General features: G+C 42.4%; 33 protein-coding genes. 31 read left to right on the forward strand and 2 right to left on the reverse strand.

Annotation, left to right across the window (positions count from 1 at the left end):
• Positions 1-12 precede the first annotated feature (12 nt).
• The 22 genes from ACTQ48_RS08150 (at position 13) to ACTQ48_RS08255 (ending at position 21,421) form a co-directional block, all read left to right on the forward strand.
• Positions 13-402, forward strand: coding sequence for a hypothetical protein (locus tag ACTQ48_RS08150; RefSeq protein WP_441570564.1), 390 nt, complete (start codon positions 13-15; stop codon positions 400-402).
• Entirely contained in the window at positions 399-809 is a 411-nt protein-coding gene (locus ACTQ48_RS08155) for a hypothetical protein (protein WP_441085682.1), read from the forward strand. The genes ACTQ48_RS08150 and ACTQ48_RS08155 overlap by 4 nt, the downstream gene beginning before the upstream one ends.
• Positions 796-1,068 (forward strand): hypothetical protein, encoded by a 273-nt coding sequence (locus tag ACTQ48_RS08160; protein ID WP_432490425.1) that lies wholly within the window; start codon positions 796-798, stop codon positions 1,066-1,068. Before ACTQ48_RS08155 ends, ACTQ48_RS08160 begins: the two co-directional genes overlap by 14 nt.
• Before the next feature lie 56 nt (positions 1,069-1,124).
• Positions 1,125-2,411: a PBSX family phage terminase large subunit gene (locus ACTQ48_RS08165; RefSeq protein ID WP_441085683.1), complete on the forward strand. Its 1,287-nt coding sequence runs from the start codon at positions 1,125-1,127 to the stop codon at positions 2,409-2,411.
• A 58-nt stretch (positions 2,412-2,469) separates the two neighbouring features.
• Positions 2,470-3,999, forward strand: a complete 1,530-nt coding sequence (locus ACTQ48_RS08170; RefSeq protein WP_441541173.1) for a phage portal protein — start codon at positions 2,470-2,472, stop codon at positions 3,997-3,999.
• Between the two features lie 12 nt (positions 4,000-4,011).
• On the forward strand, positions 4,012-4,758 hold the full coding sequence (locus tag ACTQ48_RS08175; protein ID WP_441085769.1) for a hypothetical protein: 747 nt from the start codon (positions 4,012-4,014) through the stop codon (positions 4,756-4,758).
• 101 nt (positions 4,759-4,859) lie between these two features.
• Positions 4,860-5,543, forward strand: coding sequence for a DUF4355 domain-containing protein (locus ACTQ48_RS08180; protein ID WP_441541175.1), 684 nt, complete (start codon positions 4,860-4,862; stop codon positions 5,541-5,543).
• Positions 5,544-5,575: 32 nt separating this feature from the next.
• Positions 5,576-6,385 carry a N4-gp56 family major capsid protein gene (locus ACTQ48_RS08185; RefSeq protein ID WP_441570565.1) on the forward strand — a complete coding sequence of 270 codons (810 nt, stop codon included), beginning with the start codon at positions 5,576-5,578 and terminating at the stop codon, positions 6,383-6,385.
• A gap of 82 nt (positions 6,386-6,467) precedes the next feature.
• Positions 6,468-6,908, forward strand: a complete 441-nt coding sequence (locus ACTQ48_RS08190) for an Ig-like domain-containing protein (protein WP_441563687.1) — start codon at positions 6,468-6,470, stop codon at positions 6,906-6,908.
• Between the two features lie 55 nt (positions 6,909-6,963).
• A complete protein-coding gene (locus ACTQ48_RS08195) occupies positions 6,964-7,371 on the forward strand; it encodes a phage head-tail connector protein (protein ID WP_441541057.1) in 408 nt (135 codons plus the stop codon).
• 1 nt (position 7,372) lies between these two features.
• Positions 7,373-7,747 carry a hypothetical protein gene (locus ACTQ48_RS08200; RefSeq protein ID WP_441541059.1) on the forward strand — a complete coding sequence of 125 codons (375 nt, stop codon included), beginning with the start codon at positions 7,373-7,375 and terminating at the stop codon, positions 7,745-7,747.
• On the forward strand, positions 7,729-8,094 hold the full coding sequence (locus ACTQ48_RS08205) for a hypothetical protein (RefSeq protein WP_441541061.1): 366 nt from the start codon (positions 7,729-7,731) through the stop codon (positions 8,092-8,094). The genes ACTQ48_RS08200 and ACTQ48_RS08205 overlap by 19 nt, the downstream gene beginning before the upstream one ends.
• Before the next feature lie 10 nt (positions 8,095-8,104).
• The gene (gene gp17, locus ACTQ48_RS08210; RefSeq protein ID WP_441541063.1) at positions 8,105-8,536 is read left to right on the forward strand and encodes a tail completion protein gp17; all 432 of its coding nucleotides are present in this window, start codon (positions 8,105-8,107) and stop codon (positions 8,534-8,536) included.
• A gap of 16 nt (positions 8,537-8,552) precedes the next feature.
• On the forward strand, positions 8,553-9,245 hold the full coding sequence (locus tag ACTQ48_RS08215; RefSeq protein ID WP_441563688.1) for a phage major tail protein, TP901-1 family: 693 nt from the start codon (positions 8,553-8,555) through the stop codon (positions 9,243-9,245).
• Positions 9,246-9,693: 448 nt separating this feature from the next.
• On the forward strand, positions 9,694-10,077 hold the full coding sequence (locus ACTQ48_RS08220) for a hypothetical protein (protein WP_441541065.1): 384 nt from the start codon (positions 9,694-9,696) through the stop codon (positions 10,075-10,077).
• Between the two features lie 11 nt (positions 10,078-10,088).
• Positions 10,089-12,989: a phage tail tape measure protein gene (locus ACTQ48_RS08225; protein WP_441085747.1), complete on the forward strand. Its 2,901-nt coding sequence runs from the start codon at positions 10,089-10,091 to the stop codon at positions 12,987-12,989.
• Positions 12,986-15,097, forward strand: coding sequence for a distal tail protein Dit (locus ACTQ48_RS08230; RefSeq protein ID WP_441563690.1), 2,112 nt, complete (start codon positions 12,986-12,988; stop codon positions 15,095-15,097). Before ACTQ48_RS08225 ends, ACTQ48_RS08230 begins: the two co-directional genes overlap by 4 nt.
• Positions 15,098-15,115: 18 nt before the next feature.
• Positions 15,116-18,841 (forward strand): phage tail spike protein, encoded by a 3,726-nt coding sequence (locus ACTQ48_RS08235; protein ID WP_441570566.1) that lies wholly within the window; start codon positions 15,116-15,118, stop codon positions 18,839-18,841.
• A gap of 11 nt (positions 18,842-18,852) precedes the next feature.
• The gene (locus tag ACTQ48_RS08240) at positions 18,853-19,092 is read left to right on the forward strand and encodes a hypothetical protein (protein WP_441541071.1); all 240 of its coding nucleotides are present in this window, start codon (positions 18,853-18,855) and stop codon (positions 19,090-19,092) included.
• A gap of 1 nt (position 19,093) precedes the next feature.
• The gene (locus ACTQ48_RS08245; RefSeq protein WP_441541073.1) at positions 19,094-19,246 is read left to right on the forward strand and encodes a CD1375 family protein; all 153 of its coding nucleotides are present in this window, start codon (positions 19,094-19,096) and stop codon (positions 19,244-19,246) included.
• Positions 19,247-19,257: 11 nt separating this feature from the next.
• Positions 19,258-20,352, forward strand: coding sequence for a BppU family phage baseplate upper protein (locus tag ACTQ48_RS08250; RefSeq protein ID WP_441541075.1), 1,095 nt, complete (start codon positions 19,258-19,260; stop codon positions 20,350-20,352).
• Between the two features lie 40 nt (positions 20,353-20,392).
• Entirely contained in the window at positions 20,393-21,421 is a 1,029-nt protein-coding gene (locus ACTQ48_RS08255) for an N-acetylmuramoyl-L-alanine amidase (RefSeq protein ID WP_441541077.1), read from the forward strand.
• A gap of 42 nt (positions 21,422-21,463) precedes the next feature.
• Here the strand turns inward: ACTQ48_RS08255 and ACTQ48_RS08260 are convergent, their stop codons facing one another.
• Together ACTQ48_RS08260 and ACTQ48_RS08265 are read right to left on the reverse strand one after the other, a co-directional pair.
• The gene (locus ACTQ48_RS08260) at positions 21,464-21,964 is read right to left on the reverse strand and encodes a hypothetical protein (RefSeq protein ID WP_441541079.1); all 501 of its coding nucleotides are present in this window, start codon (positions 21,962-21,964) and stop codon (positions 21,464-21,466) included.
• Positions 21,965-22,018: 54 nt separating this feature from the next.
• Entirely contained in the window at positions 22,019-22,441 is a 423-nt protein-coding gene (locus ACTQ48_RS08265; RefSeq protein ID WP_441541081.1) for a hypothetical protein, read from the reverse strand.
• Between the two features lie 390 nt (positions 22,442-22,831).
• Between ACTQ48_RS08265 and ACTQ48_RS08270 the strand changes: the two genes are divergently transcribed.
• The 9 genes from ACTQ48_RS08270 (at position 22,832) to ACTQ48_RS08310 (ending at position 26,853) form a co-directional block, all read left to right on the forward strand.
• Positions 22,832-23,623 carry a hypothetical protein gene (locus ACTQ48_RS08270; protein ID WP_441541083.1) on the forward strand — a complete coding sequence of 264 codons (792 nt, stop codon included), beginning with the start codon at positions 22,832-22,834 and terminating at the stop codon, positions 23,621-23,623.
• Positions 23,624-23,662: 39 nt separating this feature from the next.
• A complete protein-coding gene (locus ACTQ48_RS08275) occupies positions 23,663-24,061 on the forward strand; it encodes a hypothetical protein (protein WP_441541085.1) in 399 nt (132 codons plus the stop codon).
• Positions 24,062-24,334: a hypothetical protein gene (locus ACTQ48_RS08280; RefSeq protein ID WP_441541087.1), complete on the forward strand. Its 273-nt coding sequence runs from the start codon at positions 24,062-24,064 to the stop codon at positions 24,332-24,334.
• Positions 24,321-24,722, forward strand: coding sequence for a hypothetical protein (locus ACTQ48_RS08285; RefSeq protein WP_441541089.1), 402 nt, complete (start codon positions 24,321-24,323; stop codon positions 24,720-24,722). Before ACTQ48_RS08280 ends, ACTQ48_RS08285 begins: the two co-directional genes overlap by 14 nt.
• 186 nt (positions 24,723-24,908) lie before the next feature.
• Positions 24,909-25,148, forward strand: a complete 240-nt coding sequence (locus ACTQ48_RS08290) for a hypothetical protein (protein ID WP_441541091.1) — start codon at positions 24,909-24,911, stop codon at positions 25,146-25,148.
• Positions 25,149-25,354: 206 nt separating this feature from the next.
• Complete coding sequence (locus tag ACTQ48_RS08295; protein WP_432490388.1) at positions 25,355-25,627, forward strand: hypothetical protein; 273 nt, start codon at positions 25,355-25,357, stop codon at positions 25,625-25,627.
• Positions 25,628-26,235: 608 nt separating this feature from the next.
• The gene (locus tag ACTQ48_RS08300) at positions 26,236-26,379 is read left to right on the forward strand and encodes a hypothetical protein (RefSeq protein ID WP_441541093.1); all 144 of its coding nucleotides are present in this window, start codon (positions 26,236-26,238) and stop codon (positions 26,377-26,379) included.
• Between the two features lies 1 nt (position 26,380).
• Positions 26,381-26,647, forward strand: coding sequence for a hypothetical protein (locus tag ACTQ48_RS08305; protein ID WP_441541095.1), 267 nt, complete (start codon positions 26,381-26,383; stop codon positions 26,645-26,647).
• Positions 26,647-26,853, forward strand: a complete 207-nt coding sequence (locus tag ACTQ48_RS08310; protein WP_441541097.1) for a hypothetical protein — start codon at positions 26,647-26,649, stop codon at positions 26,851-26,853. The genes ACTQ48_RS08305 and ACTQ48_RS08310 overlap by 1 nt, the downstream gene beginning before the upstream one ends.
• Positions 26,854-26,855 lie beyond the last annotated feature (2 nt).

A 26,855-nucleotide genomic window follows, 5' to 3' on the forward strand; every position in this document is an offset into this window, starting at 1 on the left:
GGAGAAATCCTTATGGAAAAGCTTCCGACTCCCCTTCGGAAAGTCATTTCAATACTCTATTTGAAATGGCACGGCATAGGACTATCTGTAGTCAGCATTCTGTATGGCGTAAGGCTATACTTAAATATAGACACACTTAATCACGAGGCTTTATACGACCGCATCTCCAGTCTTTTTGATCTACGACTTATATCAGCTTTCTTTGTAACAGCTGGATTTATCAAACTTCTTGGTATCATCCTTAACAGAAACAGACTTCGTATAGCAGGAGTAACCTCTTTAGCAGTTCTTTGGTCTGTTATGGGAGTAACCTATCTGTCTACCCCTAATACGATTGCTATTCTGGCTATTGGATGTGCTTGGACAGCCTATGGAGTTCTCATTCGGGAGGACTTTAAATGAACTTCCAGCACTGGGATGTACTAATCACTGGTGTATTAGCCTTTGTAACTGCTTGGGTAGGCAAAAACTTAGACTTCAAAGGGCTAGTCAGAAAGACTGAGATAGAGAATCGTGACGAGATTTACACTAGCTGGAAAGAGATGTACGAGACTAAGGCAGCTGACCACAACGAGCTTAAAGCTGAGTACAACTCTGTTCGACAAACTGTTTTCGACTTAGAGGAAAAGTTTAGCCAGTTAAAATTTGAGATGGCTGACTTGAAGCGATCCATGCAAGAGAAGGAAGACGGCTATTTGCTACAGATTTCTCAGCTAGAGGAACGTGTCGACGAACTTGAGGAAGAAAACGCCTCTCTGAAAGAAGAGTTAGAAACCTTTAAAGGAGGTGGTAAATTTGAACAACACTGAAATCATCATGACCGTTGCAGTCGGCATCGGGGCAATCATGACAGGCTTAATGAATATGATTAAATCTCAAGAGTATATTCCAGCTCGGTACATTCCTTTGGCAGCTATCGTCTTAGGCGTTATCGTTGGAGTAGCCGGAGGTATGGTTGTATTTGATGTCGAACCAGTTATCGGAGCAGTTGCAGGACTTATTGCAGGGCTTTCGTCTGTAGGCTTCTACGAGACTGGCAAGTCTGTTAACAATGCTATCAACAAATAATCAAGAAGCCCTACGGAAAACCTCTGTGGGGCTTTTATCTACTTTAGGAGGACACTATGGCAAACGATAATAAAACAATTCCATTAAAACTTACAGTCCCTCCGAGAATCTTTAACGAGGCTTACCTTCCATACTTATACAATAAGCCTAATGGTAAGTATCGTACAATGGTTTTCTACGGAGGAGCAGGTTCTGGTAAGTCTAAGTTTGTGGTTCAGAATACGATTCTAAAAGGCTTAGCAAGTAAGCGTAAGTTTCTAGTAACACGTAAAGTTGATAATACGATTCGGGACTCCATCTTCCAAGAATACAAGACATGTCTACAGGAGTTTGGCATCTACGACCTATGTGATGTAAAGGCTTCGTACATGACTATTAAACTACCTAATGGAACAGAGTACATATTTAAAGGGATGGAAGACCCAGAGCGTATCAAATCTATTTCCGGTATCTCTGACATAGTTATGGAGGAAGCTACTGAGTTCACTTTGGACGACTACTCACAGCTTCAACTACGGCTGCGTAACAAGTCTGCCGGAAACAACCAAGTATTTATTATGTATAACCCTGCTTCAAAAGATAACTGGGTCTACCACATGTTTCATAACCCAGCTAAGAAACGTCCAGAGAATTGCAAAGTTATTAGTACAACTTACAAAGACAATCGATTCCTTCCTAGATCATACATCAAGCAGTTAGAGGACATGAAGAATACTAACCCAGTATACTACGAAATCTACGCTCTTGGCAAGTTCGCCAGCTTGGGTAAACGTATTTATACAAACTGGACAAGACAGCGGCTAGACTTACGGAAGCTTTTGAGAGACCACTGGAAACCTAAATGGGGGCTTGACTTCGGATTTACCAATGACCCTACCGTACTACTTTCCATTATGATTGATGAATCTTCTAGGTGTCTTTACATCTATGATGAAATGTATCAAACAGGTTTATTAAACAAGGACATCTTCGAAGAGATTAAGAAGCGTAAGATAGTCCACAATGAAATCTTTGCAGATAGCGCTGAGCCAAAGTCTATTGAAGAGCTTCGGAGGCTTGGGGCACGACGTATTAAACCTTCACGAAAAGGGAAGGACAGCATCTTGCATGGTATCCAATATCTGCAAGGCTACACAATCGTTGTTGACCCACGCTGTGTAAGGACTATCTCAGAGCTGGAGAATTATGAGTGGCAACCTAACAAACATCTTAAGGACGAGTACCTTAACAAACCTCGATCCAACGGCTTCGACCACTGTATGGATGCTCTTCGATATGCTGTATCAGACATGATCCCAAGAAACAAAGTAAGGTCTATCAGCAAGGCTGCCTTCGGGCTGTAGGACAGTTCCACAAAAGCGTGGGGCTGTACCTTTGAAGATAATTAAGGAGGACTATCACATGGCTATTCCAAATAACCAATTGTCTGCTGGAGACATTTATACAGTCGCTGATAATCGTAAGCACTATATATCCAGAGACTTTACAACTGATGAATTAATTAATGCTGCTGAACTCCATTATGGGAGAGTAGGTAGCTACCAGCTTTTGTATGATTATTACAAAGGTGTGCACCACGCTATCCTAAACAGAACGTTTGACGATAAGACAAAGCCTAATAATAAAGTCGTGCACAACTTCCCTAAACTGTTAGTAGATACAGCAGCTTCTTACTTAGCTGGGGAACCAATTACTTTAAAAGGCGACGAGACAACTATTGATGCGATGCTTCCAATTCTTAATAAGAATGATTTCCATGACGTTGACAATGAGTTGGTTAAGCTTTCTGGAATCTTTGGCCATGCTTTTGAAATCCATTACCTAGACCGTAACGGAGACTATCGTATCAAAGCAATTTCTCCAATGAATATGGTTATGTGCTACTCGATGGACTTGGACAGTGAACCTCTAGCAGCTATCTATTATAACACTGTGTACCAAAGCGCTACAGGAGCTGTGTACCGGACTTATGAAGTCTATACCAAAGATAAGATTATTAAATTTGAAACAGAGACTCTTGCCGATGGAACTAAAAGTAAGCCAATCCCAGAAACTTTTCCGAATCTTCTTGGAAAGTTTAATGTATTTGAAGTCATCGCTAACGAGGAACGTCTAGGAGACTTTGAAGCTCAGATTCCATTAATTGATGCTTACAACTTAGCTGTATCAGACTCTGTAAATGACATTAACTATTTGAATGATGCCTACTTGTGGTTAGCTGGATTTGACATTGGAGAAGACGAAAACGGTAACTCTGAGTTGGATAAGATGAAAAACAATCGTGTCATGGTTACCGAAGAGGGTGGGAAGGCTGAGTGGTTAGTTAAGAACATTAACGATACTCACATTGAAAACATCAAGGATAGAGCCGAACGTAACATCTTTAGTCTTTCTCAAACTCCAGACTTGACATCTAAAGACTTCAATGCAGCTACTGGAACAGCTATGAAAGCTGCTACACAACCATTGGAGAACAAGTCAGCAGTTCGTGAGTCTAAGCTTCGCAAAGTATTTCGCCAACGCTATGAAATCATCTGCCACTACTTGACTAATTTGAAAGGTGCTAAAGATCTTAAACCAGAGAAAGTGGAACCAGTCTTTGTACGTAACCTTCCACAATCATTCTCAGAGTTAGCTGATATGGCTGTTAAACTTCGTGACATTCTACCAGATGAAACGATCATTGCACAGTTCCCATTCATTACTGACCCAGAGTCTGAGGTTAAGAAAGCTAACGAACAGCGTAAGGAACGTATGAAGATTCAAGCAGAGATGTCAATGCTTAAACAGACTAACCTTGGACAAGTCGCTACAGCAGGTCAAAACGTCAAGAAGCTAGACAATAGAACTGATGCCAATACGATTACCACAGATGATGCAGTAGCTGCTAAAGAGCAGGAGAAATCACGTAACAAGAAACCAAGAGACTAGGAGGACTTATAGATGGCTAGAAAGATGGGGAAGAAGAAACGCCAAGAACTTCTGGAAGCCTTTCTGACAGATGTCATGATAGATACTCAGAAAGACTTTGCAGATATTATCGGGAGGTACTCTCCCCAACTTGAGGCTGTTGTTGATAAGATTATCATAGAAGCTATGAAAGAGTCTCCAGACTATATGCTTATCCAAGACTCCAAGAGCTTACTAGAATACTACACCTCAGTCTATGGTACAGCCTTCAAAGAAGAGCTTACAAAAGCTTTCACGGAGGTTGCTGAAAAGGTCGTGGGACACCCCTCATTGGGAGAGGGGATAGCCTCTGTAGATATAACGAACGCAATTCAAGAGCTTATCGAAGAAGCTTACGACTACTTCTTTAGCATCTTACTTCCGATACTCTATGAATTGGAGGGCGTAGCTACAGGAACAGTCGTTTTAGGAGAGAGTCAAGGCAAGCTCGCTCACTTAGAACAGCTTAGAGACAACCTTCTCTACTTCCTCAGACGACATGTAGAGGCTCAAGCCTCAGTAATTATAAATCTTGCTGTTGTGGAAGCTTCCAAACAGTACGAGATAACATTATGGAAATGGAGCAATAGACCAGAGTTAACCGTTAGTGGAGTTTGTGAGCATTGCAAAAGCTTAGCTCACGGAGGTATCAGAAACGAGGGTCTCTATACCCTAGAAACATTACCTCTTCTCCCTGTGCATCCTCATTGTGTCTGCATCATTGTCCCTGTAATCTCGTAGGTTAAATGTTAAAGGACACCTAAGCCAAGGACTTTACAAAATACTATATCTAAAGCACGGTAGGGCGTTGTACCTACGAGGGCGGAAGGAGAAATACAATCATGGCAGACGAAATTATGAAAGAACAAGGCAATGGGACAGCAGAAGGCACAGAAGGGTTATCTGTTGAAACTGTTTTAGGAGCTATCGAATCCAATCCAGAACTGCGTAAAAGCGTAGAAAGTCAATTCTTAAACAAAGATACAGTAGGAAGTTTCTTAGAAACGGAAGCAGGCAAATCTATCATTAGTCCTCGGTTAGACCAGTTTGCATCCAAAGCTATTGAGTCTTGGAAGAGTAAGCACTTGGAAGGGATCGTTCAAGAACGGTTACAAGAATTAAACCCTCCAGAAACACAAGAGCAGATTCAACTTCGGCAGATGCAGTCACAGCTCAAAGAAATCCAAGCAGAGAAAGACCGCTTAGCAATGCAAAGTGTGGCTTCAGCCGCATTAGCAGCTACAGGACTTCCGGCAAGCTTTGCAGACTACGTGATTGGAGATTCTCCAGAAGCTACGAAACACAACGTCAACTCTTTAGACGTAGAAATCAATAACCTCTTGTCACAACGTGTGGAGGAAAAAGTAAAAGGCCTTGCAGCTCAGACAGCACCTAGCAACCAAGATATTGTAGGGGTTGGAGGGCAGCGAGAAGCTAAATCATTATTCGACTTATCTCCCCAAGAAGCTATGCAGCTTAAAGCAAGCAACCCAGCTAAGTACGAAGCTTTGCGACGTAACTCTTAATTAGATAAGTCCATACGAAAAGGAGAATACACATGGTAGCAGAAGTAACTAAAATTGCAGATTTAATCAACCCCGAGGTCATTGGAGACTTCCTAGAGAAGAAAATGATCGACAACCTTATCTTAGCACCTTTGGCAGATATTGACAATACTTTAGTCAATCAGCCAGGCGATACTTTGACAGTACCTCAATGGAACTTCATCGGAGAAGCTGACGACGTAGCGGAAGGTGTAGCGTTCGACCCAGTTAAATTGACTGCAACATCTTCTACAGCAACTGTTAAAAAAGTTGTTAAAGGTGTTACATTGACGGACGAGGCTGTTCTATCAGCTTATACACAACCTGTCAACGAAACTGTACGTCAGTTAGCTTTAGCAATCGCAAGCAAAATCGACAACGACTTTGTGGATAAGATTAAAGCTTTGACTCCATCGACTGATGTTAAGATTGACCCAGCTGGTTACGGATGGGTATTGAATGCTCAAGTAGCTTTTGGAGAAGAGTTCGACGATGAAACATTCTTGTTCATCTCTCCTAAGAGTCGTGCTAACATCTTGAAATCTGGAGACTTCGTTCACATTGACCAAGGACGTAAGATCATCACAGGAGAATTGGGAGAGTTGTTCGGTATGCGTATCGTAATCTCTAACAAACTTGCTAACGACGAAGCATTCGTTATCAAACGTGGTGCATTGAAACTTATTATGAAACGTGGCTACAACGTAGAAACAATCCGTGAAGGTTTCAAACGTCAAACGACTATCTCCGCTGACCAACACTACGTAACATACGTTCAAGATACTACGAAAGTAGTTTACATCAAAGGAACTGTTACACCCTAATGCTCCCCAAAATCTTAGCTCAAGCGACGTCACTGCCACTAGTGTGACGTTGTCTTGGGAATAGGGAAGGGGGAAACTAATCGTGGCAATTACTTACAACATTTACAAAGGTTCAGAGAAGATTGCTTCTGACGTTGCGGAAAAGACTTATACAGTAGACGGCTTAGACCCAGCTACCGAATATACTTTTGGAGTATCTAGAGTAGAGAACGGTACAGAGTCTGATAAGGCTACTTTTAAAGTCACTACAGCAGCTCAGAAAGTAACTGGTATCACACCTTCTCAGCAAACTATGTCAATTAAAGTAGGAGATGCTGACCGAGCAGTGTCATTCGCTGTTGCACCAGCTAATGCTACGAATAAAGAGTTGACTATTGAATCAACTAACCCAGCAGCTGCAACATATGTTGGGGGAAAAGTTCATCCAGTAGCTGAGGGTACAACTGACATTACCGCAACTGCTAAAGACGGTTCTGGAGTAACTGCTAAAATTGCTGTAACAGTATCTCCAGCAGCGGAGTAAGACTAACAAGGGGTTAGGGAAAGAATCCCTAGCCTCTTTTTTATAGGAGGTCATTATGGAAGAGCAAAAAGCTTTATTAGATGCTTTCAACGCCTATCAACAAGCCGACCTTCCTCCAGATGTAGAAGCTATTGATATATCCGAAATCAAGCTTATGCTAGGCTACTTCAACTCGTCTATTCGAGACAACTTGCTGAAAGTCCTTAAGAAACGTGCCAGACAGCATATCTGCCAAGTTATCAACGTCGAGGTAACCAAATTCCCAATGGAGCTTGATTACATAGCCGATGAACTAACTGCCGCAAGGTTGTCCAGTCTGAACTCGGAAGGACTTAAAACAGAGTCTACTGACATCACTCGTTACGACTACAAAGACGACATCTATTTAAACTGGATGTCAACTCTCCACGCATGGGCTGATAACAACGGCACATACAAGGGTAGAAAGTTTAGGATGATGTGATATGAAGATTAATGAAATCATTGACCTCATCCAGTACAATGACTTTACTGATACTGACGACGACTTCGGAACGCTTATCCCAACGCCTACCATAGTTGCTAGAGGGATTCCTGCCGCTGTCGGAAGCATGGCCACAGACCAGAAGCTACTTATGAACCAAGATGTCCAATGGCTTCCAAGGTATCGGGTACAGCATAAGATATACGAGTTGAAAGACTTAGTAATTGATGCGGTAAGATTCCACTCCACTGGCAAGGTGTATAACATCTATGAGAATAATACCACTGGAGTTAACCAAACAGTCTCTTACCTAGTTGAGTACCGAGACTATAGACGTACTAAGGAGGATGGTACTATATGGGAAGGGTACGAATAGACATCATAAAGAAGATTAACTTCGACAAACTTATCGACGACTGGTTGGATGAGACTGAGAGAGCTATGGACACAAATACCCACCAGATGAGACAAGCTGTTAAGTATAACATCCACGCTCATGACAACATTGATACGTCTACTTTGATTAGCAATTTAGAGGCTGAGACAAAAGTCTCTAGAGGAGGGCGTATCTCATATGGAATAGTTAAATCAAACGTCTCTGGAAACCCTAAAGGACACAGAGGCTATGCTCCAATCGTTGAACGTAACTACCCAAACTTTATACCGGCTTTGGAAGAGTATACGGACAGGATGTTGGATAAGCTTATGAAAATTAACATCTAGGAGGATTCTTATGAGTAGACCATTATTCCGTGCAAGAAGTTCCTCCGTAAGTCTTCAACGAGCTATCGTAAAAGCTCTCAGAGCAGAAGGTATAAACGTCTGGGATGGAACTAAAACAATGCCCGAACTACCCTTTGTAAAGATTGGCGAAGAGTTGACATCTGGTAAAGTCACCTCAAAAGATACTTACGGAAAGATGCACAACTTAACGCTTCACTTATGGAGTGACTACTCAAGCTCTATAGAGACTAAAGCTCTGGGAGACTTTTTGGTAGATAGGCTTGTTAACTCTCCATTAGAACTGGAAGATGGCTTTTGCGTAGTCAATGCAAATCTTGACCACGTGCGTTATACCGAAGCTTCTAATGGAACATTTAAAAACAATCGAGGATACTTGTTCTTAGACTTTGAAGTCGCAGACTCTTTAGTAAATCCACGATAAGAAAAGGAGAATACACATGGCAGAAGTATGTAAATCACGCTTCGTACGAGGCACAGCCGTTCTGATTGAAGTTCAAGATGAAGCTGGCGAATGGACTAAAGTAGCAGCCCAACGAGGCGGAACATTAAACCGCTCCGCAGATACTTTGGACACCACTAACAAAGAAGGTTTCGGATGGGCTGACAACGAGCAAGGTCAGAAGTCTTGGTCAATCGATTGTGACGGATTGTTCGTAGAGGACAATGCAGGTTTCCAAGCGTTGAATGCAGCTTGGGTAAATGGAGACTGTGTTCGTGTACGAGTTCATTTCCCATCGGGCTTGACATATGTTGGACAAGCTATTCTGACAGACTTCCCGATCGACTTACCATATGACGATGCTGTAACTTACAGCTTGACATTCAATGGTAAAGGTGCTTTGGAAGAGCAGCAAGTAGCTCCAACAGTCTTGCCAACAGGCTTGACAGTAAATGGGGTACCACCCGAAGGTATTACAGTTGGAGGAACAGCTACACTGACTCCGGTATTCACTCCGGAAAATACTTCCGATAAGTCTGTTACGTACACTTCATTAGTACCATCTATCGCAACTGTAGATCAGAGTGGTAAAGTAACTGGTGTAAAAGCTGGTACAGCATCTATCAACGTTCGTTCGACAGTCAACACAGCAATCTCTACAACAGTAGATGTTGTGGTAAAGGAAGCATAGCAGTAACGCCACCAAGCAACCTAATGTCAAGCGACGTTACTGCGACATCTGTTAAATTAGCTTGGCAATAACAATCAAGGGGTTGGGGAATTAATCCCTAGCCCCTTTTATCATGGAGGACTAGACATGCTAATAAAATTTCAAGGCAAGAATATAGACTTGCGAATGACTTATAAATCAATCCACTTTCTTGAGTTAGCCTTCGGGAAAGCTTACATAGACTTCGTAGCAGAGCAAACGCCCTTTAACCAGTCTCTCTACTTATTCTGGGCGATGCTACAAAACATTCCCGAATATGAGGGTAAAGATGTACTGGAAGTATCTGATCTTCTACAGAAGTCTCTGGATGAGTATGAATTTACTTTAACAGAATACTTCGAAAAAGTCAATCAGAGTTATCAATCTAGTATTATAATTAAACAACTCTTTGAGAAAGAGCCTAACCCAGATGAAGAAAAGTCTCCCAGAAACATCGGAGGACGTCGATTCTCCGCTTTTAGACGTAAGATACTTCATGATATTATGTTCAGACTTAGAAATTTCAGTCAACGATTTCTGGACAAGCACTCCTAATGAGTTTAATGGATTGATGAGAGGAGCTTACCAACGTCATGCAAGAGAGGCTGGACTGTTCTTTACCTTGTTCAAACAGCCTGCTAAAGGTAAGCCAATAAGCTACGACGAATATGTTGGTTTTAAACTTTACAGAGACCTAGACTATATTCCAGAATCCGAGATAACTACGGAAGACTTACTGAGAGATATGGACGAGGAAGACCGTAGAGCTTTTGCCAAACAAGAATTAGACAATGTATTTAATATGTTTGATTAGGAGGAACTATAATGGCAGATAAGGAAATGCGAATAAAGGTTTCCGTAGATAATAACCAATACGTCAAAGCCATGCAGTCTATGGGAAAGGTTCAAGATGGAGTTACTAGCAAGCTTTCTCAGTCTGCTAAAGTCTTATCTGGAACTACTGGTACTGTTGAGAAGTCTCAGAAAGGTATTCTAGGGATGGGTAAAGCTTGGGTATCGGCTAACACAGGCTTAGGTACCTTTACTGCTGGACTAACTCCAATGACTGCTGCTATCTCGCTTGGGTCACAGGCTGTTAAGATAGCTGGTAAGTATGCTATTGATGCAGTTAAAAGCTATGCTACCTTTGAAGGAACTCTGAAACAGGTTCAGATAGTTGCTGGAGGTACTCAAGCAGATATGGACATGCTTGGGGACAAGGCTATCGAAATTGGAGGTAAGACTTCCAAAGGTGCTCAAGAAGTTGTAGAGGCCATGGTAGACTTTGCCAAGTTAGGTTTTACAGCTACTGAGACAGCCGATGCGATGGAGGGTATCGTATACGCAGCCGAAGCTTCTGGGTCAGCTGTTGATACAACTGCTCAAATCGTTGCCGCAGCTTTGAATACATGGAACCTAGCAGCTGGCGACTCGGAACACATTGCCGATGTTTTGGCAGAGACTGCTAACAAGACCGCAGCTGATATGACAGACTTAGGATATACCTTCCAATATGCTGGAGCTTCTGCTCAGCTAGGTGGAGCTTCTATGGAGCAGTTAGCAGCGTATACCGGTATCATGGCTGACCAAGGCATCCGAGGTTCAAAAGCTGGTACAGCTCTCCGGACAGCCTTCACTAACTTAACTTCCCCAACTGATAAGGCAGCGGCTGCTTTAGATGAATTAGGAATCAAGTTAGAAGATGCCGAAGGTAAGGCACGGCCGATCCCAGACGTTATCGCAGATTTACAGAACGCAGCTCAGAACATGTCCAAAGCTGAAATCCTAGATCTATCAACAATCTTATTTGGTAAGACTGGTGCAGCTGGTATGTCAATGGTCTTGCAAAAGACTAATCAAGAGACAGACGACCTAGTTCAATCACTGGTTAACTCCACAGGTACAGCAGCTAAACAAGCTGGGGAGATGCGTAAGACTATGGAAGGACAGCTCGATCAGTTAGGAGATAGCTGGGATGCCCTTAAGCTAAAGATTGGTAAAGGCATTACTGGTACTATTGGGCTTAAAGGTGTAGAACTTGCTAACAAGGGTTTGGACTTAGTTAATGATGCCATTGATGGAGTTACTAAACAATTTGACAGAATCAAAGACTATGAGAAATGGTTTGGAACAGTTAAAATGCCGTGGGATGAGTGGGCAGAAGCTTTGCGCCCAACTTCGACAGAGGCTAGTAGATTTACAGAAGCTTTGGTAAATATGAAAGACAACCTCATGGAAGTCCAAACTCAAGACCCTATTTCAGCCATGTTTGGAAGCAAGGCGCAGGAGCAGATTGAATTAGTTAACCAAGTGTTTAAAGACCTAGACGCTCAAGCAGCTTCTTTCAGCTTTATCTCCGCAGATAAGTTAGATGAGCTTACGGTAGCTACTGGTACAGTTGTATCAACCCTACAATCTACTAGTGCACAGGTTGCTGTAGAGACTGCTAAATGGCAGGCTGACCCTAACTACAATCCATCGAAGGCTATAGCAGCAGCCGTTCAAACTGGATTACCTGACTTACAGACAGCTCTCGGAACACAGTTGGCTACCATTCAAGAAAGCAATACGAACAAGTTAAATGCCTTGACAACGTTCATCAACAACAGTGATACGATTGATAATGAGCATAAAGCAGCTGCTCTAGCAGCTCAAGCTACCCACAATGCCAACCAAGAGCAATCTATCTCTGACAACAATGCTAAGATTCTGGAGCTGTATTCTAACCTTGGAAGCATGTCTGTCTCAGAACGTGAATCAGCCTTGGCACAGATTGACAGCTTGACCCGCCAAAATGCTCAACAAGTAGTTGATACTACAACGGCTCAAAAAGCTGCAGTTATCCTAGCTCTCAAAGCCCAAGCATACTCATCAGGAAGAATCACACAAGAACAGAAGGATAAGGCTATTAAAGATGCCGATGCTCAGAGAGACTCTACTGTACAAGCAGCTCAGCAACAGTATGTCCAATCTGTTGCTGCCATCAAAAGCATGTCGAGTGAAGCTATTAGAGCTACAGGGAAGACTAAAGTGAAACTTATCCAAGATGCACGTAACCAGATGACAGAGACAGTCACGAATGCTCAAACGATGAGGGACGACACGGTTGAGGCTATCGAAGGTATCGAGACTAAAGCTAACTCGGTAGATGGTAAAGAGATTACTGTAAAGGCTAAAAAGTCTGGGTTCGACACTGTTATGACAGCTATCCAAAATCTAATTAGTATAATTCCTGCTGGAGGAGTTATCAACCTAGCTGTAAACGCCACTAGGACTATTGTTGAAAAGGTTTCTAAGTGGGGTAAAGCACGTGGAGGTCTAGTCTCTGGAGCAGGCACTCGCAAAGCTTCCGGTGGACTTGTCAGTGGAGCTGGAGGATATGGAATAGGTTCTGGTTCAGCTACCTATAACCCTAACATGACAGCCTTTGGAACAGGCAACCAATTGGGACAAAGAGGCATTTCACAGGGGGTTACACACAATGAAAGAGGTCGAGAAGCCATCATCCCAATCCAGAATGGGACTTACATGAGACCATTCGCAAGAGCTATTGCAGACGAGCTGAAAGCTTCTGGAGCAGCAGGTGGGGGAGATATTCCAGAGATCATCGTACCTGTTTACCTAGACACTACGGAAATCGTCCGAGCAACCTCTAAAAAGATGACTGAGCAACAGCAGTTCGATGCCAAGCTTACGAATCGACCGAAAGGAAAGATGAATCGATGAACTCAACATACGTTCCTGTATATACTCCTCATACGACTTATCCCTTAGCCCCTTCGTTGGGCTGGGGGATTGGCGATGCTCTAGGATGGATTCCCTATAACGTAGACTCCATGACAGAGATTACCCCAGCTTCTGGAACAACTTATGTACAGTCTCAGCAGATTCCTGAGAATGGTATTCAGATCACTCTTGGATTCGACGTGATGGGAGCTATTGCAAGAGAGTTTCCGGAGTTCTTCCAAGACTGTTACATCGAGGCAGACAAGATTGCCAAAGTCCGTGAAAGGACTCGTGAGTATCTCTTCTCAGTAACTGCCAATCATAATGTGGAAGTATACTTAGAAAGTGAAGATACACAGCTTGCTAGAAAGTCTACTGGAAGCCAAGGAACTTTCACTTGGACAATATCTTCTGAGAAACCTTTGGACGACTATACGTTTGACAATGGATGGGTTTATCTGTCAGTGGTCGTGCCAGCAGCTACTTCACTAGCTGACCTAAACCTGTCGGCAACAGTCACACCTAAGTTTCTCTTTGACCCAGTCTATGACACGAAGCCTCGAACATTCCGTTATAATGGATTGAAACAACCTTACTACCTATTTGTAAGAGACATCAACCGCTCTGTGCTACCAGCTGTTAACAACCTTCTGACAGCCTATGACAGAGGCAAACGTAACTTCAACTATGGTAAAACTTATGGAGACCGTGTTATCTCTATGAACTGCTTTATCAAAGCTAACCAAGAAGATGATATTCCATATCTAATCGAAGACTTGGCAAACTTCTTGGACATTGGAGAAACAACTATCCGATTTGCTGACTCGAAAGACCGTTCTTGGAAAGTCGTATTTGAAGGAGCTTCTGAGATAAACCAAAGCCTTAATGTTGGAGACTTCACATTGAACTTCCGGTGTATCGAAGTAACTTCTTATGGCGAGGAAGTAACTGGTAAAGTAACTATGGACACCGACGAAGGAACCTTCTTTCAAATCTTCAATGAGGGGACAGCAGAGACTCATCCAGTTATGAAAATAACCTTTGAAGAAGATTCTCCAATGGTTAACATTGTAGGTATGGGAGAGTCAGAGAACGTAACTCTTGGTTATGACTCGTCGGAAGGAACTGGAACTGGTACAAATTTCGACCCAATGCCTTGGCAATTCTCAGAGTTCTATGATAACATGAACTCCTTGAAACAGATGGATAATAATACGACTCCTAGTTTCTTATTATATCAAGACTTTATCAGAAACACAACCCTTGAAACTACGGTTGGTACATTGAAACTCAAGAATAATAAGTTCCCTAAAGTAGATCGAAAAACTGTCGGGTACAAATGGTATGGTGGAGGCATTACAAGAGTTAACCCGAAAGCTTTGAATGACTTCGCCTTGGAGATAGCTTTTTCAACTCAAGGAAATCCTCAATACTGGACTGACCATCATATGTATATAATCCTGTACGACGACCAGATGATACCTTTTGCCAACGTAGCTTTCGGCTATGTAGCTAAGCAGAAGAAGATTCGATTCCACATTGCAACTATGGGCTCATCTACTCAAGATGAAGTCCGTATCAGCCCTGGATGGGGAGGTAAAGAGTGGTACAACTTTACTGGTAAGATTACTATCGAACGTAAGGATAACCGTTGGAGACTTCAAGCAGGCCAGTTCAAGTCTAAGAAACGTTCTCCAATGATTGGCTCTGACTTACAGTATGGCACTTCGATGCTGAGGAACGTCCGCTCGACAGGCTTCCGTTCACTTCCTCAAGAGACTTGGAATAGGAAGTTTGCAGCTTATGGAGTCTTGTATGCAAACATTGACAACAGACCTCAGATTAACCGATGGGCAGTCCATCACACTAAGTGCTGGGAAATCTTGCAAAAGCCTGCCAACAGCCCTCAGATAACTCGCTCATTCAAGAAGGACGATGAGCTTATCGTAGACTTTACCAAAGGCCAAGTATGGCTTAATGGAACAATCGCCCCATCTTATGTACAGCCTTCCACAGACTGGTTCTCGTTGAAGCCTGGCAAGAATACTTTGGGAATATCTGGAGTAAAGGGTAAGGTGGAGTATGAGTACACCAATCGCTACAAATAAACTTTAGGAGGAAACTCAATGATTACAGTCTTAAGTCCACAGGGAGTATATCGTGGAAACTACGTAAATAATATTCCAAATGCTACTCCTTATTTTGATGACAAATTTACCGACAACTTAGAAACAATGCAGACTACTCTTGAGTTTGCAGTACCCCTCCAAAGCGAAGATAGTGAATGGTTGGAAGGATTCGGAACAGTCTTGTACCCAGATAAAGATAACGTTCTTAGAGAGCTTACTATCATCAACGTATGGGAGGACTGGTCACAAGAGCAGCCTCTCAAACGAGTGGTGTGTGAAGACTCCTCTGTGGATGCTTTGTTAAAGTCTCACGTGGTACCTTTCACAGCAGGTAACTTACGAGATGCTATTGCAGGAGCTTTACGAACAACTCCTTGGGAGTATATTATCGGGTCTGATACAATCAACATCGGCTACGAGTTAGTTGACGTAAAAGAGTACACAGATGTCCGAAGCACTCTGGAAAAAATCCGAGAGCTGTACGACATCGAGTATCGCTTTAGTGTTAAGTTTGATGGACAACGTATCACAAGAGTGCTCCATGTCTATAAACGCTTTGGAAGTAACACTGGTAAATACTTTGTATATGACCGTGATCTAATCAACATTGAGCGTACAGTAGACTTCGACAATATCCATACAGCCATCCTTCCTTACTGGATGGAACAAGACGTTGTTAGAACGCTTGCAGGATACTCTCCTATTAACAAAATTAATGGATTCCGGAAAGACAATCCAATGGATATTATCATTCATGAAGCAGCTCACAACGACTATGACCAAGGAGACTATGCAAAAGTCCTTATCATGAAGTCGTCTTCAACAGACCCCGAACTAACTTATCTTGAAGCTTGTAATAAGCTGTTGGACTACATTGCTCCCACGTATACGTACACAGTTAACGTACTACTCCTTGAGAATGCTTTGGGCTTTGAAGGGACTGAACAAATCCATCTAGGAGACACTGTATGGCTTAAGGAAAAAGTTGGGGATATGGAGTTAGGTTTGGAAGCTCGGGTAGTCGAGTTGGTAACTTCTCACAACAATCCAGAAGACGACCAAGTAACCTTTACTAACTTCAAAGAGATTTCCACGGCTGACTCGGAAGATGTCTTAGCTCTTCGGGATATGATTAATCAGATTCAAAATCAGCAAGACCAAATCAATCAAGTAGTTGTCCAAGTAACTGAGGACATCACAGTATTGCAACAAGGCCAAGAAGGAATCATTGAACAGCTTGGAGACGTGCCTTCTGTAAGCGTTGGGGATACGCCTAACCCAAATCCTAAAGAAGGAGATATCTGGTTCCTTGATGCAGTTGACCCAGAGACTGGTAAGACGTATTCAACAATTAGAATATGGAATGAAACTACAGGAGAATGGCAAGACCGCTACTCTGCAAAGGATGCCGAAGAAGCGCAAGCTGCTGCTAACGAAGCTGCTCAAGCAGGTAAAGATGCTCAAGCTGCTGCCGATGATGCTAAAGAAGCTGCCCAAGATGCCGCAGCAGCTGGTCAAGCAGCGCTGGACAAAGCTAATCAAGCAGTTACTGATGCAGCCAATGCAAAAGCTCAAGCAGATGCTATTCAAGTAGATGTTGAAGGACTCCAGACAGACGTTACAAATGCACAGGCTGATGCTACCAAAGCTCTGACAGACTCTGCTACAGCGATCTCTAAAGTTGGTCAAGTTGATAGCAAAGTAACGACTGTCACGAATGATGTTAACGGTATGAAAACTACCATCTCAGACATTGAGACAGTTCAAGGAGAGACTACTCAGAAGCTTACAGAAGTTGAAACGAATGTTAATGGACTTACCGTAACCGTAGGACAGGTTAAAACAACTGCCGACTCAGCTCTTTCAAAAGCTACTACTGTTGAAACGACTGTGGATGGTTTGAAAGCAACTGTTGGAGAAGTCAAGAAAACCGCTGACGGAGCTATGTCCAAAGCTACTCAAGTAGAAGCTACAGCAGATGGTTTGAAAGTAACTGTTGGAGAAGTCAAGACAACTGCTGATGGAGCGATGCAAAAAGCTACTCAAGTAGAAGCTACTGTGGATGGACTTAAGACAACTGTATCGGAAGTTAAAACTACTGCCAATAATGCTTTTACTAAAGCTACACAAGTTGAACAGACTGCTAATGGATTGACTAGTACGGTTAGTCAAGTGGAGTCAGATTTAAATGGGTTAGAGATTGGCGGACGGAATTATTACAGACAAGACAATTCTGTTACAGTAACAGATCCGGACGTTAAATTTGAAAGAACAGCAGCAGCGCCTAACGGTTTTAAATTAACAGGAGCACAAGACAGAAACGGTACTGTTAGAATTAATAACGTGATTACGTCAAACGGATACTGGACAGTTTCTTTTGATTTAAGAGGGTCACAAAGCGTAACATCGTATTTCATTCTTGATATTTGTGATTTGAATCCTACTATGTTTGCAGTTACTGCTGATAATAATTGGCGAAGAGTATCCCTGACTGTCAACGTTACTAATTACACTGCGGAAGTTTATAACTTTGTGGAGTTTCAAAATATTGCTTGGGCATATTTCTTCATCAAAGATTTTAAAGTGGAAAAAGGAAATAAAGCAACTGACTGGACACTAGCACCAGAGGACATGGCCACCGCTTCCCAGATTACCCAATTAGCTGACCAAATCAATTTAAAAGTTAATAAGAATGGAGTCATTGCACAGATCAATGTTTCTTCGGAAGGAGTTCTGATAGACGGTAAATACGTCCACATTACTGGTACAACGACCATCGACAACGCTGTTATCAAGACTGCCAACATAGCTGACCTAGCTGTGTCAAACGCTAAGATAGCCAACCTAGCAGTCAACGGTGCCAAGATTGCTGATGCATCTATTACAACAGCTAAGATAGGAGACCTCCAAGTATCCACTGCCAAGATTGCTAACCTAGCTGTCACAGATGCTAAGATAGGCTCTCTGTCAGCCAGCAAGATTACAACTGGTACATTGGATGCTGGAAAGATTAGTGTAATCAACTTGAGTGCCTCTAGCATAACTTCTGGAACACTCTCTGGATTGACAATTCAATCTCCGTATGATCGACCTATAACAGATGGTTCCACAACTTGGCAACGAGGAACTCTTACTCTAAGTAACGGTTTATATACCAATGAGTGGGAAACCTATGTTAAGTCTACAGGAGTCAAAAACATTTCAGGTAAGCTAATTATTGACCACCAAGCCCTTTCCTCTTATCAATTGGATAGTTCTGGACAATTAGAATACAACATGCAGTTGTCTCCTTACGCACTAACACTTCAAACCAAAGATGGCAAAGGCGGTTCGTTTTCTTACAACGACTTATATAGTATGCCTCGAGCAGGAATACCAGCAGCAGCTGGATTTGAGCCTTATAGCAGCGACCCTAGTTCGGGTAACTACCCTTCTGCAACTAGGAAGGGCCGGTTAGTTCAGTTAGCCGGTTCATTTAGAAATACAGTAGTTATCCCAGCAAGCGGAGATATAAGGAAAATGGGTACAGCACCAATATGGGCAAGGCCTATTCAGAATGTCAATACAATTGTTCAGGGTTCTCAAATGAATAGATACTTATTATCTGTCCTAACAGATGGAACCATCGGAGTAGCTAGATATGGTACAAGTTCAAACTATGAACAAATAAATACAGGTCATTGGTTAAATATTGCAACAGTATATGCAGGACGAGATGTATAGGAGGAATATGAATGACTGATAAACAGAAACGCTTTGCCAATCTTTTCAAGGAATCTGGACATGAATTAACTCCAGAACTTAGCAAGCTTTTTGACGAGATTCTAATGGAAGAATTTAATGATAACCCTGAGCTTATGACAGCTTTTATGGACAACCTCCAAGGCATTCCTGAGTCTCCACTAGATCAGCAAGTTGTTATGCTTCAAGAAACTGTTCTACAACTTTCAGAACTACTTATGGGAGGAATGTAAAATGGATAAATACTCTCCACTAGCACGTCTCTACGCCCTAGCTATTGTAAAAGGCTTGGGCGGACGGACTATCAACAGTGTTCCATCTAGCTTACGTGAAGACGTTCAAGCAATCTTGGACAATCATATGGACGAACTAAAAGCGATGTTATAGGAGGAAGCCTTATGCAAAGAATAAATTTAGATACTTCTCGAAAGGCTACCAACCAAGACGTAAAGGTTTATATACGAACTGGGGAAAAGGAGTTTACAACTATCGGAGTCAGTCTTACAACGTATGGTATCCCGAACGACTTGACTGGCTTCACGGTAAACTTTGAAGGAGCCAATGCTGAGGGAAGATTTAGTGGTGGAGGTGCAAAGATTGTCAACGCCGCTAACGGACAGATTGAATACACCTTCACGCCTACCGATGCAGCTGTTGAAGGCTGGTTCGAAACAGCTTACTTCGTCATTAAGAAGGGCGATGAAATCGAGGGCACCACAGAGGCTTTCAGAGTCCATGTAAGCCGTCGGGTAGACATTGACGATACACAGGCAGCAGCTGGGGTAAATACTCTACAAGAGACTATTAATGCCTTGGAAGCTACTTTCAATGAGTGGAAAGCTTCTCGGGAAGCTGATTATGCAGGGCTACAGACACAGGCTGATGCACTAGCCACTCAAATAACTTCTGCAAAGGCTGACTTGGATGCTAAGGTAGCAGCAGCTCAAACAGCCGTCGGAACAGCTAAGGCAGATGCTCTGGCAGCAGTTGACGATGCTGTTGCAAAACTGAATACAGCCATTGAAGATTTTAATGCAGCTGACTTCTATACTAAGGCAGAAGCCGATGCACTGCTGTTGCAAAAGGTTGATCGATCGTCTTACGATGGACTGTACACAACGTCTAAAGCAGCTATCACTCCAATGAGTGGATTTGTGGAATATAATACCAATAGCGCTTCGGCAAACTTCCCACAGGCTATCAGAAGATTTGGGGTGGTAACTACTAAAGGAGCTTTCAAAAACAATTCAGAGGTAGTATTGTCGGGTAATGATGCCATATTTACCATGGGTCAACTCCCAGTAGGGTATCGCCCGGCAGAGGATTTGAACTTTATCGCCCAAGGTTCATGGATGAACAAGTATCTTGTTACTGTTACTAAAGGTGGTCTGATAACTGGTGCAAGGTATGGTACTAACTCTACAGTAAACATTCCAGCAGGCTCTTGGCTAAATATTGGAATGACCTTCGTAGCATTAGAACAGGACACCTAAGTCATTTTGTGGGTATATCCCACAGAGGAGGAATTAACATATGAAATACATTAATAAGAGCGTTTGTCGAGGCGTAGCAGGACGACGTGCCAGAGGATGGAAGCCTTTGGGTATCGTTATCCACAATGATGGTGGCTCAATGACTCCGGAAGCTTATGTAGAATGGCTTGCCAATAAGTCTACTACACAGCTTCAAGCAGGCTTTGCTCACTACTATGGTAACCGTAACACAATGGCTCGTGTAGAAGATACTTACAATGGAGCTTGGCACGTAGCTAACTACAACGGTAACATGGACTATGTCGGATACGAAGTTTGTGAGTCTCTGAAAGTTTCTGACAAAGACTTCATCGCAAACGAAGAAGCAGTATTCCAACAAGCTGCTAAAGACATGAAAGACTGGGGATTAACTCCATCTCGAACAACTGTTAAGCTTCACAGAGCCTTTGTACCGACTGATTGCCCACACCGTTCATGGGCGTTGCATGTAGGTAGAGGAGCAGCTGATACAACAGCTAACCGCAACAAGTTGGTAGACTACTTCGTAGCTCGTATCAAACACTACATGGGCGGAGGAAACAACAACAGCAACTCCGGAAGCAAGCCAAATACTGGTGGAAACAGTGGAGGTAACAAGATTACAAATACTACTAAGTTTAATAATGGAGACAAAGTAAAAGTCTTGGCAAAGGCTACTAAATATCAGACTGGTCAGTCTATCCCAAGCTTTGTCAAAGGTCAGACTTACACCGTTAAAGACTCTAAAGTAGTTAACCAATCAGTCTCCAAATACGCCTTCCTATTGGATGGAGTTAACAGCTGGTTCTTGGCACAAGACTTGCAGAAAGTCTCTGGGGGATCCACTGGATATGCTGCTAAGAAAGTCGGGGACACAGTTACTGTCCAAAGCTTTGCCTCTCGCTATCAAACAGGAGAACCTATTGCCAGCTTTGTAAAGGGTAAGAAGTATAAGATCAAGCAGGTTAAATCCGTCAAACAGTCTAAGTCAAAACGTGCTTACCTGTTAGATGGAATCCAGTCATGGGTTCTTGAACAAGACGTTAAATAGCATAGTAAAAGACCTCTCACAAAACTGTGGGAGGCCTTTTTGTTACTCTTCGGAAGCAGCGGTATTCATCTTTTCAAAAGCTTCGTCAAAGCTATCAAACAGCTCGTCGAAGTTTTCAAGGAACGTGTCAAAGACTTCTGCCTCAGCTCCGGAAAGAGGTTCTTGATAGTTATAGGAGATGTTTGCAATGGCGTTTACCAAGTCTTGGGTAGATAGCTCTCCGAAGGTTATCTCTTCTTTCTGGAGCTCTTTCAAGGCTTCGGTATACTCGTCTTGCACAGCTTTTGGAATGTTCCAAGAAGTTCCACCAGACTCGTTGACATTCTTAATTAGATTGCCCTCATCATCTCGTTCTCCAAACTCTTCGATAAGCTCCATCTGCTCTTCTGCATAAGCTTCCTGCTGCTTGTTAAGCCATTTTATAAAGCGTGTACGCTTACGGCTCTCTTGACGAGTTAGGTTAGGCATGTTGTAAAAGATTCGTGCCAAGATTGTAATATGAGCGTTTGGAATCTTAGCTGTTAAAAGTTCTGGTAAAGTCATTTAATCATCCTCCATAAAGTTATATCAATAGTATATCATACAATCACTAAAATGTCAAGCGAATAGATCTTCCAACTCTTCGGCAGAGAGCTCATTAGGGTCATGGAAGTCTTTTCGACCAACCTCTGAAACAGCCTTCTCAATAAACCTATTCCACTTGAATTGCCGAAGCTGCATATAAGAAGCTGTCGGAAACCTTGCAGAGCCTCCCCAATCTTTAATAGCTAACTCCATCCACTTCTTAAGAACCTCGTTTCCGTAAGCCTCCATATCAGACTTTATGCGAATTCTAGTGAGTTTCACATTAAGAGTTGATGGATTCTGCTTGAAATGAATCATATTAAGGTATTCGAGATAAGTCATGAAAGTAGTTGTATTCCACAGCTCTATTGGAAGAGACTCATAGTCGTCTGTCCTAACTTTGTTACCTTCTGAATCCTTATATAACTTGTCGTCTAATGTTCTTGCCCAAGCCATTTAATATACCTCCATTCATCTAATGGAATAATCTTATCATACATAATGGAGTCTGTCAATAGGTTAGGCGAAGCCTAGCTGAGGGTTTCCCGAAGCTGATGTTTTAGCTTTAAAGAGCTTTGAACAGACTCGTCCTTAAATCCAAGGACTTCTGTCGAAGCCCTGTTCACTTCGTTCACTAACTTCTTAACGTTCCGTTTCACTTCACTAAGGTCAAACCCCTTAAAACCATTATACAAATTTACAATAAATCTGTCAAGCTATAAATGGAGTAAATCTATTAATCTTAAACAATTCTTAATAAACTAACAAAAATAACTCCAATCGCTTGACTTACTTCATATATTATGGTATACTTATAAATGTAATAAAGATTAGGAGGAATAAATTATGTCAAAAGGATTAGATGCTATTCAGCGAGTTGTTGAACAGGAAACAAAAGTAGATCGTGAACCAAGTCGATTGACTTATTTGAAAAAAGGACAGAGCATCCGTGTGCGTATTCCAGAGGACATTGTAGACAACCTGCACGTCTATAAAGTTGTTAGTGTGTTCCAAAAAATCTTACCAACGCTTTCTTACGCAGCAGAGGGACGTTCAGAACGTGACCTTTACAATGAAGCGTTCGAGATCATGCGAGAAGACTTTGCAGCAGCTAAAGCTAACGGAACTGTAGCGGCTGACGACAAAGAAGCTTATCGAAACTCCATGATTCTACAACCTAAACCAACTATCCTATTTGGAGTAATTCCATTAGCGGACTTTGTACAAGGCAAGAAAGAGAACCTTTACGAAGCCGGACAACCGTTGTTGTTGGAGACTAACTTAGGTAAGAATAATGCTAACATTGATGCCTTAACAGCAGCTTTGACAAAGCCTACGAACGCTAAGAAATTTGGTAGTCGTGCTTTTGAAATTACTTGCATCGCTTCTAACCAATACTCTTTTGCAGCTTTGGATGAGGATGAGTTAGAGCCTAACGAGAAGAAAGTATTCGAAGAAACTGCTGGAGTATCTATTCCAGATGAAGTATTCGACGGCTCTCTATTCGAAAGCAATACTGAAAAACAATTGAACGACTTACGTTTAATCGGCTTTGACACTACTCGTTTGAAAGGCTTCGAAAACGGTCAGCAAGAAACTGGCACAATCGACATTTCTGACGAGGATATTCCATTCTAAGAGGGGCGCAAGCCTCTCCTAGTCTTATTAGGAGGAACTATGGATACTATTAAAATGACTACAGAAGAGCAACTAGCATTAGTTGATTTCATGGCTATCTACAATCTACTAGGGCAACTAGCACAGGGAGACTTCGTTAACTATGACGACACTGCGACGGCTATCCGAATCCACGACAACATGCGTGTGATTGAGTCTGTATTGGAACATGCCGAAGACTCGGTAGAGTTCAAAGACGTTCGCAAGCATTTGCTAAACCTTTCAGATGTCTTGGTAACACGCTGGAAACACTTCTTACCAGAAGCTGACCTAGCAGCTATCGAAGAGTCTACCGATAAGTTCCGTGAAAAAGCTATTGAACGTCTTGTAGAGAATGGACTTTCAGAAGAAGAAGCTCAAGTAGCTGTAGGTAAAATTGGTCTGAACGGAGGAAACTAGATGGCAGTTGTTGGAGTGATCTTACTAATCATCTTAGTAGCCTTTCTGGCAGCTTTGGCAGGGGCTCTGTGGGTGCTATGGACAATCGTCCATTTGGCTTCCGTTACTATTGACGAAGCTGACGATGAGCCTTTCCAAAAGGTGCTAGATTTATTTGAGGATGCTATTGAAAAATATTATCGAGCAAAATTTGGCAATGACCTTGACTCAGTAGAGTTAGTCATGGACGTAACCTACAATCATGGAGAGGATGAAGACTATGAGCAAGTTTAGTTATATAGCCGGCTACCTCCATGGAAATAATGTTTACCAGACGTTGTCCGAGTTCTACTTAGATGACGTGCACATAGAATCGACAAAGTATATTGGAGGCCTCCCTACAAAAGAGTTGTTTACCGCAGCTCTTACGGAGGCTGCCAGAGAAGCTGCTTACGATGTTGTGGCAGAGGCTGCTGACAACTTCCACAAAGACATTGTAGTGTATGCACACATAGTATATCAAGGGCTCTGCGTAGAGTTCCATAAAGAGTATAACTTACACGACTTCATTGACTTCGAAGACATGAGCGAAACAGTTGAGAACGACCTTGCTAACTGGGCTGTGATGAAGTTTGGAACAGTTATTGCACAGCTTCCGGAGATGATTATCAATGGATTATAGCAGACTGTACGTGGGCGACAAAGTTTTGTACCAAGGAACTACCTGTGCTAACACAGTGACTAAGGGAAAGACTTACGAAGTAGTCCGCTTGACAACTAAGCCAAAGCATGGTATCATTATAGATGATTCAGGAAACGATAAGCTCATTCAGATGGGCTATCTGTTTGCAAAGATTGGAGGAAGCTAATGAAGTACGATACTAACAAAGAGATCAATGAAACAGCCGATGCTGCTAAACCTATTCTAGAAGAGCTAGAAATTGATCTTAAAGAGGACGAGTACGTTATCGTACAGCCTTATGGAGATGGCAATGCTATTATCATTCGAGTTGTTGAGGAAGAGGATGGTAGAACTATTAAAGTAGAAGTATCTGACTCAGTTGTTGTACTACCTGCTAAAGATGGTGTACTGGATGTATTCGCCTAAGATTGGAGGAATCTGAATGAAGCGATCATTAATCATTTGGGTAGATGACGTTGGCACATTAAAGTTTGAGAATGTCAGAGACTTTTCCGACGACAAAGAAGTAATCAATTTCACTTATGATGGAGTATCTACTAATGAGACTCGGGCAGCAACCTTCCACAAGTCTAAATTAGTTGGATACGCCTTTACAAAGGAGGGAAATAAACATGTTAGAAACTGTTGAAAAACGTATCGCTGAGCTTCTTGCGGATACTGGCAAAGAGGTTACAGACTTGCAAGTAACTGTTGAACATGGAGTTGAGAAGCCTGACTTCAAAGGCGACATGTACGTAGCCCAAGCAAAGCTTGATGGAGAAGCTACTCCATTAGCTAAGTGGACAGTTGGCGACAACTTCAAAGACGACCCCGATATGGTAGAGCCTTTGGCAAGAAACCTAGTTGACCGTATGTTGGAAGACTATGGGGTGGAAGAAGAGTAACTAGCAATTAGCCCACTGGAAGCTCCTGACGAGGTTCTTCAAAAAGAGCAAGCCCAACAGCTCACAGAGGTTGAACGGCTGCTCCAGTCATCTTTTTGGGCTTTGGGATGGACGAGTCTACGAGATGGATCAAGTGCACGAACCATACAGTAGCATGTAAGTAGAAGCTGTTGGTAGGGCGGCTTGCCTCAGTTATTTTGGAAGGCTGAGGAACAAGCTTCTGCAAGGGTTTATGGGAGATACGCTTCGGAGAAATCTTCCAGAATATTGGCTTAGACTTAGAGAGTAGCTTTCCGAAGAGTGAATGAGTCGAAAAAGAACGGACTAGGAAACCCTGCCGAAGTCCTTCGAAACCTGTCACTAGCCGTGAATAGTTTGTTGACTGTCTTGTCACAGTCCGTGTTTCTAGAGGCTGAGGATACTCCCCTATCCAAGGCCTTTGGACTCACAGAAATACCTTTCCCATTTAATTTAACCAACTCCTTACGAAAACAAATCCAAGAAGAGAAGGACAGTCTTGCCAGAGGCTGTCTTTTTGTTTATATAAAAGCTTGACAAGAGGCTGACTACGTGGTATGATAGGTTTATCAAAGTTATGGAGGTTAGCTATGTATAAAGTATACTATATCACTTGGAAAGGCGCCCATGACGTTTTCTGGCTCTGTGCAAACAGCCAAGAAGAAGCTGCTTGGATAGCCTCCACTATACAAGGTGTCGAAGAGATTGTTGAAATTATTAAGGAGGAGAATTAATATGAAACTTTTGGAAAACTTGAAACATGAATGTGTAGAGGCTCAGGCAGTGCTTCCTAATTACTACGAATACGAGCCAATGCTTACTTGGGAATCCGTTGAAGAAGCTAACCGAAAGATTGACTTCACGTTAGGAGAAGCTGTTAGAAACTGGGCTAACACGTTTGCTGACCAATTCCCAGAGCAGTGGGCAGAGCATGATGAATATGCTTATCGCATGCTTTTTGGAGAGTCTTTAATGGCTTTACCAGATGAGGAGGAAGAGTGATGAAAGTCAAAGAGCTTGCAGAAGTTATCTACCCAAATACTTCACTGTACATTGACGGTGTTTCTAATGTAGCTGGGTCTACCTTTATGAAGCTGTACTCCATCGAGTATCTTGTGGAGTATTATGGGGAACGGCTCGTTGAAGAGATTGAAACAGAACACGACTACGATGCCAGCTTCTTATATATTACATTGAAGGAGGAATAATA

Origin of the sequence: Collinsella sp. Sow4_E3 (assembly GCF_052116285.1) — a bacterium.
GTDB lineage: Bacteria > Actinomycetota > Coriobacteriia > Coriobacteriales > Coriobacteriaceae > Collinsella.